Below are 14,561 nucleotides of genomic sequence, written 5' to 3'. Positions count from 1 at the left end.
GTGACGGCGAACCGAAGCGCCGCGGGTCAGACGTACCGCTCCAGGATCGACGACTCGGCCAGCCGGGACAGGCCTTCGCGCACGCTCCTCGCCCGGGCCTCGCCCACGCCGTCCACCGCCTGCAGGTCGTCCACGCTGGCGGCGAGCAGCTTCTGGAGGCCGCCGAAGTGCTCCACCAGGCGGTCGATGATCGCGCCCGGGAGGCGCGGAACCTTGGCCAGAAGGCGGAAGCCGCGCGGGGAGAGCGCCGAGTCGAGCGTCTCGGGGGAGGCGGTGTAGCCCAGCGCACGCGCCACCGTGCCCATCTCCAGCAGTTCGGCATGGCTGAGCGCGTCCAGCTCGGACAGCGCCTCCTCGACCGTACGGGAGCGCTTCGCCGTGGGCTCGGGGACGTAGTCCCGCACCACCAGTTCGCGGTCGGGCTCCACGCCGGCGATCAACTCCTCCAGCTGGAGCGCCAGAAGACGGCCGTCCGTGCCCAATTCGACCACGTATTCGGCGATTTCGGTGGCGATGCGTCGGACCATCTCCAGCCGCTGGGCCACCGCGGAGACGTCCCGGACCGTGACCAGGTCCTCGATCTCCAGCGCGGACAGCGTGCCCGCGACCTCGTCGAGGCGCAGCTTGTACCGCTCCAGGGTGGCCAGCGCCTGGTTCGCGCGGGACAGGATCGCCGCGGAGTCCTCCAGCACGCGCCGCTGGCCGTCGACGTACAGCGCGATCAGCCGCATCGACTGGGAGACGGAGACCACCGGGAAGCCGACCTGCTTGGAGACCCGGTCCGCCGTGCGGTGCCGTGTGCCCGTCTCCTCCGTGGGAATCGTCGGGTCCGGGACCAGCTGCACGCCCGCGCGCAGGATCTTCGACAGGTCCGACGACAGCACTATGCCGCCGTCCAGCTTGCACAGCTCCCGCAGCCGGGTGGCGGTGAACTCGACGTCCAGGACGAAACCGCCCGTGCACATCGCCTCGACCGTCTTGTCGGAGCCGAGGACGATCAGCCCGCCGGTGTTGCCGCGCAGGACCCGCTCCAGGCCGTCACGCAGCGGCGTACCAGGAGCCACGGCGCTCAGCGAGGCGCGCATCAGGCCATCGGAACCGGCACTCCCACCGGACTTTCCGGGAGCTGCTGCCCGGTCGTTGGCTGCCACTGCACTCCTCCGGTCGCAGGTTCTGACGCGCTCCCGCACCCGCACGCGGTTCGTACGGACGGGCGAGACCAGGGCAAAGTCTACCGGCGGTCCTCCGGCTCCCGCGGGGCCTCTCGGCGACGGGAGCGCGGCAGGACCCTGAGCGCGTCCCCCATGTCGGCGACTTCCATGACCTTCATCCCGGGCGGGACCTTGCCCGGATCGCCCGGCACCAGCGCGTGCGTGAATCCCAGCCGGTGTGCCTCGGCGAGCCTGCGCTGCACGCCCGTGACCCGTCTCACCTCGCCCGCGAGACCGACCTCGCCGATGGCCACCAGGTTCTTGGGCAGGGGGGTGTCGCTGGCCGCCGAGGCGAGGGCGAGGGCGATCGCCAGGTCGGCGGCCGGTTCCGACAGCTTCACGCCGCCCACCGTCGCCGAGTAGATGTCCCGCTTGCCGAGCGCGCTGATCCGGCCGCGCTGCTCCAGCACCGCCAGCATCATCGACACCCGGGAGGTCTCCAGGCCCGAGGTGGTACGGCGCGGGGAGGGGATCTGGGAGTCCACGGTCAGCGCCTGCACCTCCGCCACCAGCGGGCGGCGGCCCTCCAGGGTGACCGTCAGGCAGGTGCCCGGGACCGGCTCGTCACGCCGGGTCAGGAAGAGCCCGCTCGGGTCCGCGAGGCCCGTGATGCCCTCGTCGTGCAGCTCGAAGCAGCCGACCTCGTCCGTGGCGCCGTAGCGGTTCTTCACGCCCCGCACCAGACGCAGCCGCGCGTGCCGGTCGCCCTCGAAGTGCAGGACGACGTCCACCAGGTGCTCCAGGAGGCGGGGGCCCGCGATCGCGCCGTCCTTCGTGACATGGCCCACAAGGAGCGTGGACATCCCGCGCTCCTTGGACGCGCGGATGAGCGCCCCGGCCACCTCCCTCACCTGGGCCATGCCGCCGGGCGCACCGTCGATCTCCGGGGAGGCCACCGTCTGCACCGAGTCGAGGATCAGCAGGGACGGCTTGACCTCGTCCAAGTGGCCGAGGACGGCGGCCAGATCGGTCTCCGCGGCCAGATAGAGATGGTCGTGCAGGGCGCCGATGCGGTCGGCGCGGAGCCGGACCTGGCTCGCCGACTCCTCACCGGTCACATACAGGGTGGGGTGCTCCGCGCTCGCCGCCTTGGCCGCCACGTCCAGCAGCAGGGTGGACTTGCCGACGCCGGGCTCGCCCGCGATCAGCACGACCGCGCCGGGCACCAGCCCCCCGCCGAGCACCCGGTCCAGTTCGTGCACGCCGGTGGAGCGGGCGGTGGCCTGGCGGCCGTCGACCTGGCCGATGGGCAGCGCGGACGTCGTCACGCGGCCGGGCGCCGTCGTCCGCACCGCGGGTGCGCCGTACTCCTCGACCGTGCCCCAGGCCTGGCACTCGGGACACCGCCCGAGCCATTTGGCCGTCTGCCAGCCGCACTCCGTGCAGCGGTAGGACGGTCGGTCCTTGGTGGTCTTGGTACGGGCAGCCATGCGGAAACCGTAGCGGAGCCCACTGACAGCGCCCCTCCGGTTCGGGCCGCGCGGGCGGACCACGGACCGGAGGCCCGAGCGGGGCCCCGGCGGGGCCGGACCGGGGCAGTGCGCCTTTCCCACGCGGCGGACCCTGCGACCGGCGCTTCGGCCGGGAGGAACTGCGCCACGGCGCGGACCGGCGGACCACGTCCCGGCCGCTCCTCGTCCCACCGACCCTCGGGGCGCCCGAACCGGCCACCACCCGGTGGTATCGAGCCATGGATTCCGGCGCCCGTGTCCCCTTATGAGGGCTCGTTTCACCCGTACGGATTAAAAGTGCTCAAGGTGCCAGAAGCGGTACTCCGCCGCCGCCTACGGTCGCACGGGTGACCAGCAGCAGCCCCCGGACCACGACCCGCACCACCGGCACGCACCGGGCACACCGTGAGGCGCGCGACCGCGCCGCCGCGCGCACCATCGCCCGTCACCCGCCGGCCCGCTACGAGCCGTACCTGGACGGTCTGTTCACCTACTGTCTGTCGGTGCTGTGCGACCACGACGCGGCCACCGCCGCCCTCGGGGACGCCCTCGCGCTGGCCGAGCGGCGCGGGCAGCGCGTGCCACAGGCCGCCGCCGACCGCAGGGCCTGGCTGTACGCGCTGACCCGCTGGGCGTGCCTGCGCAAGCTGGCCGAGCTCAGGCAGAGACGTCAGGCCACCCACGCGGCGGGCCGTCCCGCAGCCGCGCAGCAGGCGCCCGAACCGTCCGTCGACCCGGAGGCGCAGGACCAGCGGCGACGCGAACTCGCCCTGCTCGCCTGGCCGGAGGCGGCCGGCACCAGCCCCGAGCAGCGCGAGGCACTGGAACTCGCCGTGCGCCACCACCTCGCCGCCCACGAGGTCGCCGCCGTTCTCGGCATGGACGACGCCGCCGCCCGCGAACTGCTCGCCTCCGCCGCCTGCGAGGTCGAACGGACCCGCGCGGCCCTCGCCGTGGTCGAGGCCGGCGGCTGTCCGAGCGTGGCGCACCTCACCGGCGACAGCCGGCTCGTCCTCAGCACCACCCTGCGCCGCGAACTCGTCCGGCACGTCGACGACTGTCCGCGCTGCCGCCGCACCGCCGAGCGCGCCGCCCCCGGCCGCTGGCCCGGGGCCACGGTCACCCCCGCAGAACTGCCCGTCCTGGAAGCGCCCCGCGCGGCCCTGCACGTCGCGCTCGGGCACGCCCCGCGCGCGCGGGGCGCGGCCGTCCCCCGCTACGACCGGCGCGGTTTCCCGATGGACCCCAAGGACCGCGCGGCCCGCCGCGACCGTCTGCGCGCGCGTGCCGTCACCACGACCGTCGTCGCCACCGTCGTCGCCGCACCCGTGCTCGCCCTGTGGGCCGCGTACCGGGGCTCATCGGCCGGGGAGGACGACGGCCGCACCGCCACCGCGCCCGAGGCGCGCGGCCCGGAGAAGCTCGGCGGCGGCTCGCCCGGCGGCTACGAGAACGCCGGCAACGCGCGCGTGAAGCCTGGCCCCCGCCTCGGCAGAGACGGCAAGGCCGACGTCTCCGTAGAGGTCATCGGCGTCGCCGGAGCCGACAGGAAGGGCGCCGGACACCTTGCGGTCAGCGCCGGGAACGAGGGCGACACCACGCTGATCACCCTCACCGCCTCGGGCCCCTCACCGGTCCGCTGGTCCGCGTCCACCACGGCGGGCTGGCTCTACCTCAGCCACTCCTCGGGCACCCTGCGACCCGGCGAGACGACGACGATCAAGGTGTACGTCGACCACCTGCGCGAGCCCTCCGGTCACTGGCACGCCCAGGTGGCGATCGCACCCGCCGGCGCCGTCGTCTCCATCGACGGCTACGGCACCGCCCCCGCCGGCCGCCCCACGACCCCGCCGCCCGCGACCTCCAGCCCCGACCCGACACCCCCGCCGTCCAGCCCCAGCGATCCGCCCACCAGCCAGTCCCCGACTCCGGCCGACCCGAGCACCGGCCCCACCGACCCGGCTCCGTCAGACTCCCCGACTCCGTCCCCGACCGCCTCGCCGGCCGACAGCGAGACCCCGGGCCCGTCGGGCAGCTAGGGGGTGACTTCGGGCTTGCCCTTCCAGAGGGCCGGGACGGGTGGGCGGACGGGGAAGAACCGGCCGGCCGGTGCTAGGGCGCCGGATCAGCCGGGTGCGGTGCAACCATCGGCAGCTGCGACGCCAGCCGCGCTTCGCACAGCTCGACCAGACGGTCGTAGCCGGCCTTGCCCATCAGCTCCGTCAGCTCGGCCCGGTAGGAGACGTACACCGGCTCGCCCGCGCCGTGCGCCGACGTGGCCGACGTGCACCACCAGTGCAGGTCATGGCCGCCCGGTCCCCAGCCCCGGCGGTCGTACTCCCCGATGGACACCTGGAGCACACGCGTGTCGTCCGGCCGGTCGATCCAGTCGTACGTCCGCCGGATCGGCAGCTGCCAGCACACGTCCGGCTTGGTCTCCAGCGGCTCCCGGCCCTCCTTCAGGGCGAGGATGTGCAGCGAGCAGCCCGCGCCGCCGGCGAACCCGGGCCGGTTCTGGAAGATGCACGACCCCTGGAAGGGTCGCGTCTGCCGGGACCCCTCGTCGTCCTCGGAGACCCAGCCGCCGCGCGTGCCCTCGGCGTGGTGCTGCCAGATCTCCGGGGTGAGCCGTGCCACGTGCCCGGCGACCCGCTTCTCGTCGTCCTCGTCGGAGAAGTGCGCGCCCAGCGAGCAGCAGCCGTCGTCCGCGCGGCCCGCCTGGATGCCCTGGCAGCCGCTGCCGAAGATGCAGTTCCAGCGAGAGGTGAGCCATGTCAGATCGCACCGGAAGACCTGTTCGTCGTCCGCCGGGTCCGGAAACTCCACCCACGCCCGCGCGAAGTCGAGCCCCTTCTCGTCGCTCGCCTTCCGGGCCTTCTTGGACGCCTTCACCTGCGAAGAATCCTTCGACTCCTTGGCCTTGGAGGATTTGTCGGCCTTCGCCTTTTTCGTCTTTGGCACGCGTCCAGGGTAAGTGGCCCGGGACCGCTCCGGGGACCGATGACCGGCGATCTGGCAGTAGCGTTCCCTATATGAGACTCGGTGTCCTGGACGTGGGTTCGAACACGGTGCATCTGCTGGTGGTGGACGCCCACCCCGGAGCCCGCCCGCTGCCCGCCCATTCGCACAAGGCCGATCTGCGGCTCGCCCAGCTGCTCGACGACGCCGGCCACATCGGCACCGACGGCGTCGACAAGCTGATCGCCGTCGTACGGGACGCGCTCCAGGCCGCCGAGGACAAGGGCGTCGAGGACCTCCTGCCGTTCGCCACCTCCGCCGTCCGCGAGGCCGGCAACGCCGACGAGGTCCTCACGCGCGTGGCCGAGGAGACCGGCGTCCGCCTCCAGGTCCTCTCCGGCGAGGAGGAGGCCCGCCTCACCTTCCTCGCCGTCCGCCGCTGGTTCGGCTGGTCCGCCGGAAGGCTGCTGGTCCTCGACATCGGCGGCGGCTCCCTGGAGATCGCCTACGGCATGGACGAGGAGCCGGACGCCGCCGTCTCCCTCCCGCTCGGCGCGGGCCGCCTCACCGCCGGCTGGCTCCCGGGCGATCCGCCCACCCCCGACGACGTACGCGCCCTGCGCCGCCACGTCCGCGCCGAGATCGCCAGAACCGTCGGCGAATTCAGCCGCCGCGGCACCCCCGACCACGTGGTGGCCACCTCCAAGACCTTCAAACAGCTGGCCCGCATCGCGGGCGCCGCCCGCAGCGCCGACGGCCTCTATGTCCAGCGCGAACTCAAGCACGAGTCCCTGGAGGCCTGGGTCCCCCGCCTCGCCGGGATGACCACGGCCCAGCGCGCGGAACTCCCCGGAGTCTCCGAGGGCCGAGCGGGCCAGCTCCTGGCCGGTGCCCTGGTGGCAGAGGGCGCGATGGACCTGTTCGGCGTGGAGAGCCTGGAGATCTGCCCGTGGGCCTTGAGGGAAGGCGTGATTCTCCGGCGCCTTGACCACATGGACGGCGCGTGACCCCGTGAAAAGGGGCGCGGCGCGCGAGCAACGGCGGGGGCCCCGCACCCGCGGATGGCGAACGTCACAACGGCGAACAAGCACCCGGCCCCCGAGCCGCTCGACCCCGTAAGGTGACGGACGTGGCTGAACCAAGGGACGCTGCCGTATCCGTCGCGCTGTCCACAGCATCCGTCTACCCCGAGTCGACGGCGACGGCCTTCGAGATCGCCGCCCGCCTCGGGTACGACGGTGTCGAGGTCATGGTGTGGACCGACCCGGTCAGCCAGGACATCGACGCACTGCGCAGGCTGTCCGACTACCACGGCATCCCGATCCTCGCCGTGCACGCCCCCTGCCTGCTGATCACCCAGCGGGTCTGGTCCACCGACCCCTGGGTCAAGCTCCAGCGGGCCCGCGCGGCGGCGGAGAGGCTGGGAGCCGACACGGTCGTCGTGCACCCGCCCTTCCGCTGGCAGCGGCAGTACGCGCGCGACTTCGTCAGCGGCATCTGGCGGATGGCGAACGAGACGGACGTACGGTTCGCCGTCGAAAACATGTACCCGTGGCGCTACCGCGACCGCGAGATGCTCGCCTACGCCCCCGGCTGGGACGTCACCAAGGACGACTACCGTCACTTCACGGTCGACCTCAGCCACACGGCGACGGCCCGCACCGACGCCCTGGAGATGATCGACCGCATGGGCGACCGGCTCGGCCACGTCCACCTCGCCGACGGCCGGGGCTCGGCCAAGGACGAGCACATGGTCCCCGGCCGCGGCACCCAGCCCTGCGCGGAGCTGCTGGAACGGCTCGCGCTGACCGGCTTCGACGGCCATGTCGTCATCGAGGTCAACACCCGGCGCGCCATGTCCAGCGCCGAACGCGAGGCCGACCTCGCCGAGGCCCTGGCGTACACGCGGCAGCACCTGGCCTCCGCGGTGAAGGTGCCCCGGCGATAACGGCGGCGCCTCGCGCAGAAGCAGAAGGGACGGCCGCCCCGGAGGGAGCCGCCCGACACCCGCCCGGCGGTGAAGAGGCCGCTCGGAGGCGTGCCCGGTCCTGCGCCACGCGCCCAGGCTGGAGCCACTGGCCTCCGCCGGCCCGGAGCAGATCACCGCAGGGTGGCACCGGTGCTGCCGGACTCCTGACGCCACCCCTGACGGGCCGGGCGGTGCCATGAAACGGGTGTCCCGTATCCCGGACAGCCGCGTCCAGCCCTTGGAGCGGCGGCGTACTCTCGGAAGCAGTCAGAACTCTCTGGCAGTAGGTCTTCGAAGGAGCGAGCGACGATGCCCGAGCTGAGGTCCCGCACAGTCACCCACGGCCGCAACATGGCGGGCGCCCGCGCCCTTATGCGCGCCTCCGGTGTACCCGGTGCGGACATCGGCCGGAAGCCGGTCATCGCGGTGGCGAACTCCTTCACCGAGTTCGTGCCGGGCCACACCCACCTCCAGCCGGTCGGCCGGATCGTCAGCGAGGCGATCAAGGAGGCGGGCGGCATCCCGCGCGAGTTCAACACGATCGCGGTGGACGACGGCATCGCCATGGGCCACGGCGGCATGCTGTACAGCCTCCCCTCCCGCGACCTGATCGCGGACAGCGTGGAGTACATGGTCGAGGCCCACTGCGCCGACGCCCTGGTATGCATCTCCAACTGCGACAAGATCACTCCGGGCATGCTGCTGGCGGCCCTGCGCCTGAACATCCCCACGGTCTTCGTCTCCGGCGGCCCCATGGAGTCCGGCCGGGCCACCCTCGTGGACGGCACGGTCCGCACCCTCGACCTGGTCGACGCGATCTCCGACGCCGTCAACGAGAAGATCTCGGACGAGGACATCCTGCGCATCGAGGAGAACGCCTGCCCCACCTGCGGCAGCTGTTCCGGCATGTTCACCGCCAACTCGATGAACTGCCTGACCGAGGCGATCGGCCTCTCCCTGCCCGGCAACGGCTCGGTCCTCGCCACCCACACCGCCCGCAAGCAGCTCTACGTCGACGCGGCCCGCACGGTCATGGACCTCACCCGCCGCTACTACGAGCAGGACGACGACTCCGTCCTCCCGCTGAACATCGCCACCTTCCAGGCCTTCGAGAACGCCATGGCCCTGGACATCGCGATGGGCGGCTCCACGAACACGATCCTGCACCTGCTCGCGGCGGCCCAGGAGGCCGGCGTCCCGTTCGGCCTGGAGCAGATCGACGCGGTCTCCCGCCGAGTCCCGTGTCTGGCGAAGGTGGCGCCCAACGTCGCCAAGAACCGCACGTACTACATGGAGGACGTGCACCGCGCCGGCGGCATCCCCGCCCTGCTCGGCGAACTGCACCGCGCGGGCCTGCTCAACGAGGACGTGCACGCCGTCCACAGCCCGTCCCTGGCCGACTGGCTGAAGACCTGGGACGTCCGCGGCGGCAGCCCGTCACCCGAGGCCGTCGAACTCTGGCACGCGGCACCGGGCTGCGTCCGCTCGGCGGAGGCCTTCTCCCAGTCCGAGCGCTGGGAGGCCCTGGACGAGGACGCCGAGAACGGCTGCATCCGCAGCATCGAGCACGCGTACTCCCAGGACGGCGGCCTGGCCGTCCTGAAGGGCAACCTCGCGGTCGACGGCTGCGTGGTGAAGACGGCCGGCGTGGACGAGTCCATCTGGACCTTCGAGGGCCCGGCCGTCGTCTGCGAATCCCAGGAGGAGGCCGTCCAGCGGATCCTCACCCACGAGGTCAAGGACGGCGACGTCGTCGTCATCCGCTACGAGGGCCCCAAGGGCGGCCCCGGCATGCAGGAGATGCTCTACCCGACCTCGTACCTGAAGGGCCGCGGCCTCGGCAAGAGCTGCGCCCTGATCACCGACGGCCGCTTCTCCGGCGGTACGTCGGGCCTGTCGATCGGCCACGCCTCCCCCGAGGCGGCCTCCGGCGGCACGATCGCCCTCGTCCAGGACGGCGACCGCATCCGCATCGACATCCCGAACCGCACGATCGAGCTGCTGGTCGACGAGGCCGAACTGACCCGCCGCGAGCAGGCCCTGAACGGCGTCTACGCCCCCAGAAACCGCGACCGCAAGGTCTCCGCCGCCCTCCGCGCCTACGCGGCGATGGCCACCAGCGCGGACAAGGGCGCGGTGCGGGACGTGACCAAGCTGGGCTGACCCCGATGACCGGTCGAGGGGCCGCCTCCTGGGCGGCCCCTTTTCGCCGTCCGCGTGTGCCGCTCCCGCCCTACCAGGTCGACGGATTCCGCCCGTCGAGGGCGAAGACGGTGCCGTCGGGAGCGGTGGCGAAGACGTAAGTGCCGACGGTGATCGGCAAGGGCGGTGCTCCCATGACGCCGGCCGAGCGGGTGCCGAGACGGGCCTGCGTCTGCCCGACGAGCCTTCCCCACCGGGCGTCGACGGCGAGGAGCCTGCCGTCCCCCGAGCTGAAGTACACCTTCCTGCCATCGGTGACCGGTGCCGAGCCACGGCTCACCGCAGTTTCCAGGTGCCACAGTTGACGGCCCGCGTCCATGTCGACGGCCACCAGCGAACCACCGGTCGCCAGAATGTAGGCCATATGACCCCGCACCGTGGCTTGAGCGTCCTCGAGTGGTACGGGCAGCGTGACGCGGTGCGTCGCCCTCGAGGCCGGCGTATAGCGGACGACCCCCGTCGTGCCCCTGAAGACCCGGTCGGTGGCAAGGAGGAAGAGTGAGCCGTCCTGGCTGCCGAACGGCGAGAGCGACCCCTTCAGTCGATCCTCCCAGGCCACATGTCCCGTACGCGGATCCACGGCAGTCACGTGCGTGCTCGATCCGTCGTCGGACGTACGGGCCGCGTAGGCCAACGGGTCCGCCGGGAACGAGACGAACACCGGACTGCCCTGCCCTTTGAAGCGCCCCTGCCACTTCGTGTCGCCGGTCGCCGCGTCCACGCCGGTGACAGTGCCGTCGGACCGCACGAGCAGGGCCGTGCCGCCGACGTACCGCACCGTCGTGTCCGTACCCAGACGCCGGTGCCAGACCTCGTTGCCCGAGGCGGGGTCGAGGGCGGCGAGACGCGAGCCACCGCTGGTGTAGGGCTGCACCAGGCCGGCCGACAGCACCGGTGGTTCACCGGCGCGCTGCTTGGTGACCGAGTGCCGCCACAGCAGGGCGCCGTTCGCGGGGGAGAGGGCGAAGACCACTCCCGGCTGGCTGCAGAGCAGCTTTCCCGCCCCGTGCGAACACTGAGGCGTGCCCGTGCCCGGGACGACCCCGTCGACCGACCACGTGCTGAACGCCGCCGACTCCGTCTGCGGCTGCCCGGTTTTGTCAGGCTCGTGCCCGGTCTGGCCGAGCAGTTGGCCCGAGGCCAGCGCGCCGAGCAGGCACAGGCCGACAACTGCGGCACCCAGGACCGCTACGCGCCTCTTGCCCCGCCTTGCGGGCCGGCGCACCGCCTTCTCGGCAGGCGCAACGGACCCCGGCTCCGCGGGCCTGCGCTGTGCCGGTATGAACGCCTGCGTGTCGTACGAGGCAGCCACCGACCGCAGCTCCCGCATCAGCTCGTCGGGAGTCGGCCGCTCCTCGGGCTCCTTGGCGAGACAGCCGAGGATCAGTGGAACCAGGCTCTCCGGCACCCCGGTCAGATTCGGTTCGTCGTGGACTACCTGGTACGCGACGATGTACGGACTGTCGGAGTCGAACGGCCCCCGCCCGGTCGCCGCGTGCACCATCACCGACCCCAGGGCGAAAATGTCCGCCGCTGGCCCCACCTCACGCGGACGCCGGAACTGCTCGGGTGCCATGAACGGCGGCGTCCCGATCAACTTGCCGGTCTCCGTGCGCAGTTCACTGTCCTTCGGGCGGGAGATGCCGAAGTCGATGACCTTCGGGCCGTCCTCGGCGAGCAGCACGTTGCTCGGCTTGAGATCCCGGTGCACGACCCCGACCCGGTGGATGTCCCGCAATGCCTCCGCGAGTCCGGCCATCAGCCTGCGCAACTGCTCGGGCGCCATCGGACCGTTCCGTTTGACCTGTTCGGAAAGCGTCGGACCGGGAATGAACAGCGTGGCCATCCACGGCCGTTCACCGTCCGTGTCGGCATCCACGACGGGCGCGGTGAAGGCACCGCTGACCCTGCGGGCGGCGGCCACTTCCTGCCGGAAACGGCCCCGGAACTCGGGATCCCTGGCGAACTCGGCGTGTACGACCTTCACCGCGAGCTTCAGCCCGGAGGTGCTGCGGGCAAGGTGCACCACGCCCATGCCGCCGGACCCAAGACAGGACTCCAGACGGTAGTGACCGGCATACTCGGGAAGTTCCGCTTCCGCGCCCGCTCCAGTGCTGCGCTGTGGCGCCATGGACCACCCCCGTGCTGTTCGTCCGTGTGCGCGACGCACGGAGCCTAGTCGATGACTCGTACGAGACAGAGGCGGCTTGCTAACCTCCGCGTGCGAGTCGCGCACAGGTGTGCCGAGGCGCGATTCGGGAGAGTCGACAGGGCCCGTGGCAGCCATGGGTTCGAGGGGGGAAGTCTGTTATGTCTGCGGAACGCGCCGAAGCGACGGAGACCACTGCCGCCGGGCAGGAGGAACCGACCGCTATGGTCCAGACGGAGTCTCTGCGCTACTACTCGGTCGCCCCGGGGGTACGCCTGAACATCCGCAGCGGCCCCGGCACCAGTTACAACATCGTCGGCGTCCTGCCCGAGGGCGCCCAGGTCCATATCTACTGTCAGTCACCGGGCACCACGGTCACGGGCCCGTACGGCACCACCAACATCTGGGACAACATCAGCAACGGCCAGTACGTCTCCGACGCCTACGTACAGACCGGCACCGACGGCTACGTGGCTCCCCGCTGCATCTGACGTCGCCGGCAGTCGCGTCGACGCAGAGCCTTCCTTATTACTCCGTGGCCCCGGGCGTTCGCCTGAACGTCCGCAGCGGCCCCGGCACCAGTTACAACATCGTCTACGTCCTGCCCGAGGGCGTTTCCGTGCCGACCTACTGCCAGACACCCGGCACCACGGTCACGGGCCCGTACGGCACATCCAACATCTGGGACAACATCAGCAACGGCCAGTACGTCTCCGACGCCTACGTCCAAGCGGGCAGCGACGGCTACATCGCGCCCCGCTGCGGTTGACCCCGCCCCCCGACCCGCCCCCCGCCCGGAGCCATAATCGTCCCGTGAGCGACGAAACCGGCACCCCGGGCACCTCGGCGGGCACCCCTGGCGCGGTCCAGGGCGGAGGCCCCCGTCCCGAAGCCCTGCGCTTCTTCGGCACGTCCTGGGTGAACCACGACGATGGTTACCCGGCCCGCCGGGCCGCGGTGGCCGTCGGCTCCCTCGTCCTGGCCGTCGCCTCGTGCTTCGTGCTGCGCATCGCCTACGAGGGCATCCAGATCGCCGAGACCGGCGCCTTCGTGACCGTGCTGGTCGTCGCGATGTTCGCGATCTGCAGCGCGGTCGCCTTCCGTAACACCTGGGAAGGCTTCGGCAAGCGCCACGACCCCGCACGCCAGGCCTCCCTGCGCGGCCTGCTGGCCATCGGCTTCGTCGGCTCCCTGCTCGCCTACTTCGTCCGCTCCCTCACCGAGGCCCCCGGCGAGAAGCTGCACCGCGAGGAGTACGAGAGGGCCCGCGCGGAACACGAACGCCGCACCACCCGTCGCACGGGCAACCCGGCGAAAAAGAAGAAGCGCCAGTAGTCCGCGGAAGCAGCCGGCGGGAGCCGTGGGAGGCCGGGAACCTGGCGGCCCGTCCGCCCACCGGACAATCCCCCCGCACCCTTCCGTGCCGGTGCGAGGATGACCCCATGAGCCAGAAAGTCGCAGTCCTCGGCACCGGCAAGATCGGCGAAGCCCTGCTCAGCGGAATGATCCGGGCCGGCTGGGCCCCGGCCGATCTCCTGGTCACCGCACGCCGCCCCGAACGCGCCGAAGAACTCCGCGCCCGCTACGGAGTCACCCCGGTCGGCAACGCGGAGGCCGCCAAGACCGCCGACACCCTGATCCTCACGGTCAAGCCCCAGGACATGGGTGCCCTCCTGGACGAGCTCGCACCGCACGTTCCCGCCGAACGCCTGGTCATCAGCGGCGCCGCCGGCATTCCGACCTCCTTCTTCGAGGAGCGCCTCGCCGAGGGCACCCCGGTCGTCCGTGTCATGACGAATACCCCCGCCCTCGTCGACGAGGCCATGTCCGTCATCTCCGCCGGAAGCCACGCCACCGTCGAGCACGTCGCCCACGCCGAGGAGATCTTCGGCGCCGTCGGCAAGACGCTCCGCGTCCCCGAGAGCCAGCAGGACGCCTGCACCGCGCTGTCCGGCTCCGGCCCCGCCTACTTCTTCTATCTGGTCGAGGCCATGACCGATGCCGGCATCCTGCTCGGCCTGCCCCGCGACAAGGCCCACGACCTCATCGTCCAGTCCGCCATCGGCGCGGCCGTGATGCTCCGCGACAGCGGCGAGCACCCGGTCAAGCTCCGGGAGAACGTCACCTCCCCGGCCGGTACGACGATCAACGCCATCCGCGAGCTGGAGAACCACGGCGTACGCGCCGCCCTCATCGCCGCCCTCGAGGCCGCCCGTGACCGCAGCCGCGAACTCGCTTCCGGCAAGAAGGACTGAGCCGGGTCCGGAGCGTTCCGCAAGACGGGGTTGACACGCCCCATGCGGATGCGTAATGTTCTCCGAGTTGTCCGACGTGAGCACCGACTCCGGTCGGTCCCCGGACAGCCATTCCGCAAGTACCAGCCATGATTCGACGCTCCAACGTCGACCTCTTTGGCGCGTGTATTTGCGAATGAGGAATCCGCGTTCGAAAGGACGCAGCCCCGATTAGCTCGGGAGCGAGGAATCCGCTAAAGTCTCACTCGTCAGAACGGCCCAACAGCCGCGAGGACAAGCCCGACTGACTGGGAGTCAGACCCGAAAGGGTCTGATAGAGTCAGAAACGCCGGAAAGGAAACCGCGAGAGCGGGAACCTGGAAAGCA

Annotated in this window: 12 protein-coding genes; 8 read left to right on the top strand and 4 right to left on the bottom strand. The window is 71.6% G+C overall.

The features are described 5' to 3' along the window. Positions 1-26 precede the first annotated feature (26 nt). Both disA and radA read right to left on the bottom strand, forming a co-directional pair. Entirely contained in the window at positions 27-1,151 is a 1,125-nt protein-coding gene (disA, locus tag K7G59_RS24160; RefSeq protein WP_225837606.1) for a DNA integrity scanning diadenylate cyclase DisA, read from the bottom strand. A gap of 80 nt (positions 1,152-1,231) precedes the next feature. Then, positions 1,232-2,641: a DNA repair protein RadA gene (gene radA, locus K7G59_RS24155; protein WP_225837603.1), complete on the bottom strand. Its 1,410-nt coding sequence runs from the start codon at positions 2,639-2,641 to the stop codon at positions 1,232-1,234. Positions 2,642-3,009: 368 nt separating this feature from the next. Here radA and K7G59_RS24150 point away from each other — a divergent pair, with 368 nt between their 5' ends. Further along, entirely contained in the window at positions 3,010-4,701 is a 1,692-nt protein-coding gene (locus tag K7G59_RS24150) for a hypothetical protein (RefSeq protein WP_225837601.1), read from the top strand. 73 nt (positions 4,702-4,774) lie between these two features. On the opposite strand, the gene K7G59_RS24145 is transcribed toward K7G59_RS24150, so the two are convergent. Next, positions 4,775-5,623, bottom strand: coding sequence for a hypothetical protein (locus K7G59_RS24145; RefSeq protein WP_225837599.1), 849 nt, complete (start codon positions 5,621-5,623; stop codon positions 4,775-4,777). A gap of 71 nt (positions 5,624-5,694) precedes the next feature. On the opposite strand from K7G59_RS24145, the gene K7G59_RS24140 reads away from it, so the two are divergent. The 3 genes from K7G59_RS24140 to ilvD all read left to right on the top strand — a co-directional run bounded on the left by K7G59_RS24140 (position 5,695) and on the right by ilvD (position 9,752). After that, the gene (locus tag K7G59_RS24140) at positions 5,695-6,627 is read left to right on the top strand and encodes a Ppx/GppA phosphatase family protein (protein ID WP_225837597.1); all 933 of its coding nucleotides are present in this window, start codon (positions 5,695-5,697) and stop codon (positions 6,625-6,627) included. 113 nt (positions 6,628-6,740) lie between these two features. Then, entirely contained in the window at positions 6,741-7,568 is an 828-nt protein-coding gene (locus tag K7G59_RS24135) for a sugar phosphate isomerase/epimerase family protein (protein WP_374114271.1), read from the top strand. Between the two features lie 330 nt (positions 7,569-7,898). Then, positions 7,899-9,752: a dihydroxy-acid dehydratase gene (ilvD, locus tag K7G59_RS24130; RefSeq protein WP_225837593.1), complete on the top strand. Its 1,854-nt coding sequence runs from the start codon at positions 7,899-7,901 to the stop codon at positions 9,750-9,752. 70 nt (positions 9,753-9,822) lie between these two features. Here ilvD and K7G59_RS24125 read toward each other — a convergent pair whose 3' ends face one another. Beyond that, positions 9,823-11,922 carry a serine/threonine-protein kinase gene (locus tag K7G59_RS24125; protein WP_225837591.1) on the bottom strand — a complete coding sequence of 700 codons (2,100 nt, stop codon included), beginning with the start codon at positions 11,920-11,922 and terminating at the stop codon, positions 9,823-9,825. A gap of 179 nt (positions 11,923-12,101) precedes the next feature. On the opposite strand from K7G59_RS24125, the gene K7G59_RS24120 reads away from it, so the two are divergent. From K7G59_RS24120 to proC, 4 genes are all read left to right on the top strand, one after another. Then, entirely contained in the window at positions 12,102-12,431 is a 330-nt protein-coding gene (locus K7G59_RS24120) for an SH3 domain-containing protein (RefSeq protein WP_374114270.1), read from the top strand. Next, complete coding sequence (locus K7G59_RS24115) at positions 12,422-12,709, top strand: peptidase (protein ID WP_225837775.1); 288 nt, start codon at positions 12,422-12,424, stop codon at positions 12,707-12,709. Before K7G59_RS24120 ends, K7G59_RS24115 begins: the two co-directional genes overlap by 10 nt. 44 nt (positions 12,710-12,753) lie before the next feature. Then, a complete protein-coding gene (locus tag K7G59_RS24110) occupies positions 12,754-13,275 on the top strand; it encodes an EamA/RhaT family transporter (RefSeq protein WP_225837587.1) in 522 nt (173 codons plus the stop codon). 107 nt (positions 13,276-13,382) lie between these two features. Then, positions 13,383-14,195 carry a pyrroline-5-carboxylate reductase gene (gene proC / locus K7G59_RS24105; protein ID WP_225837584.1) on the top strand — a complete coding sequence of 271 codons (813 nt, stop codon included), beginning with the start codon at positions 13,383-13,385 and terminating at the stop codon, positions 14,193-14,195. Positions 14,196-14,561: the final 366 nt, after the last annotated feature.

It is taken from the genome of Streptomyces sp. NK08204, from assembly GCF_020400585.1.
Lineage (GTDB): Bacteria > Actinomycetota > Actinomycetes > Streptomycetales > Streptomycetaceae > Streptomyces.
Note: the sequence above shows the minus strand (reverse complement) of the source record. Positions and strands in the feature narration are given on the sequence as shown.

What these genes read in the sequence shown, in the direction of transcription:
- K7G59_RS24140 (WP_225837597.1), top strand. Translation starts at nt 5,695, where the DNA reads ATGAGACTCGGTGTCCTGGACGTGGGTTCGAACACGGTGCATCTGCTG.
- radA (WP_225837603.1), bottom strand. Translation starts at nt 2,641, where the DNA reads ATGGCTGCCCGTACCAAGACCACCAAGGACCGACCGTCCTACCGCTGC.
- ilvD (WP_225837593.1), top strand. Translation starts at nt 7,899, where the DNA reads ATGCCCGAGCTGAGGTCCCGCACAGTCACCCACGGCCGCAACATGGCG.
- proC (WP_225837584.1), top strand. Translation starts at nt 13,383, where the DNA reads ATGAGCCAGAAAGTCGCAGTCCTCGGCACCGGCAAGATCGGCGAAGCC.
- K7G59_RS24125 (WP_225837591.1), bottom strand. Translation starts at nt 11,922, where the DNA reads ATGGCGCCACAGCGCAGCACTGGAGCGGGCGCGGAAGCGGAACTTCCC.
- K7G59_RS24120 (WP_374114270.1), top strand. Translation starts at nt 12,102, where the DNA reads ATGTCTGCGGAACGCGCCGAAGCGACGGAGACCACTGCCGCCGGGCAG.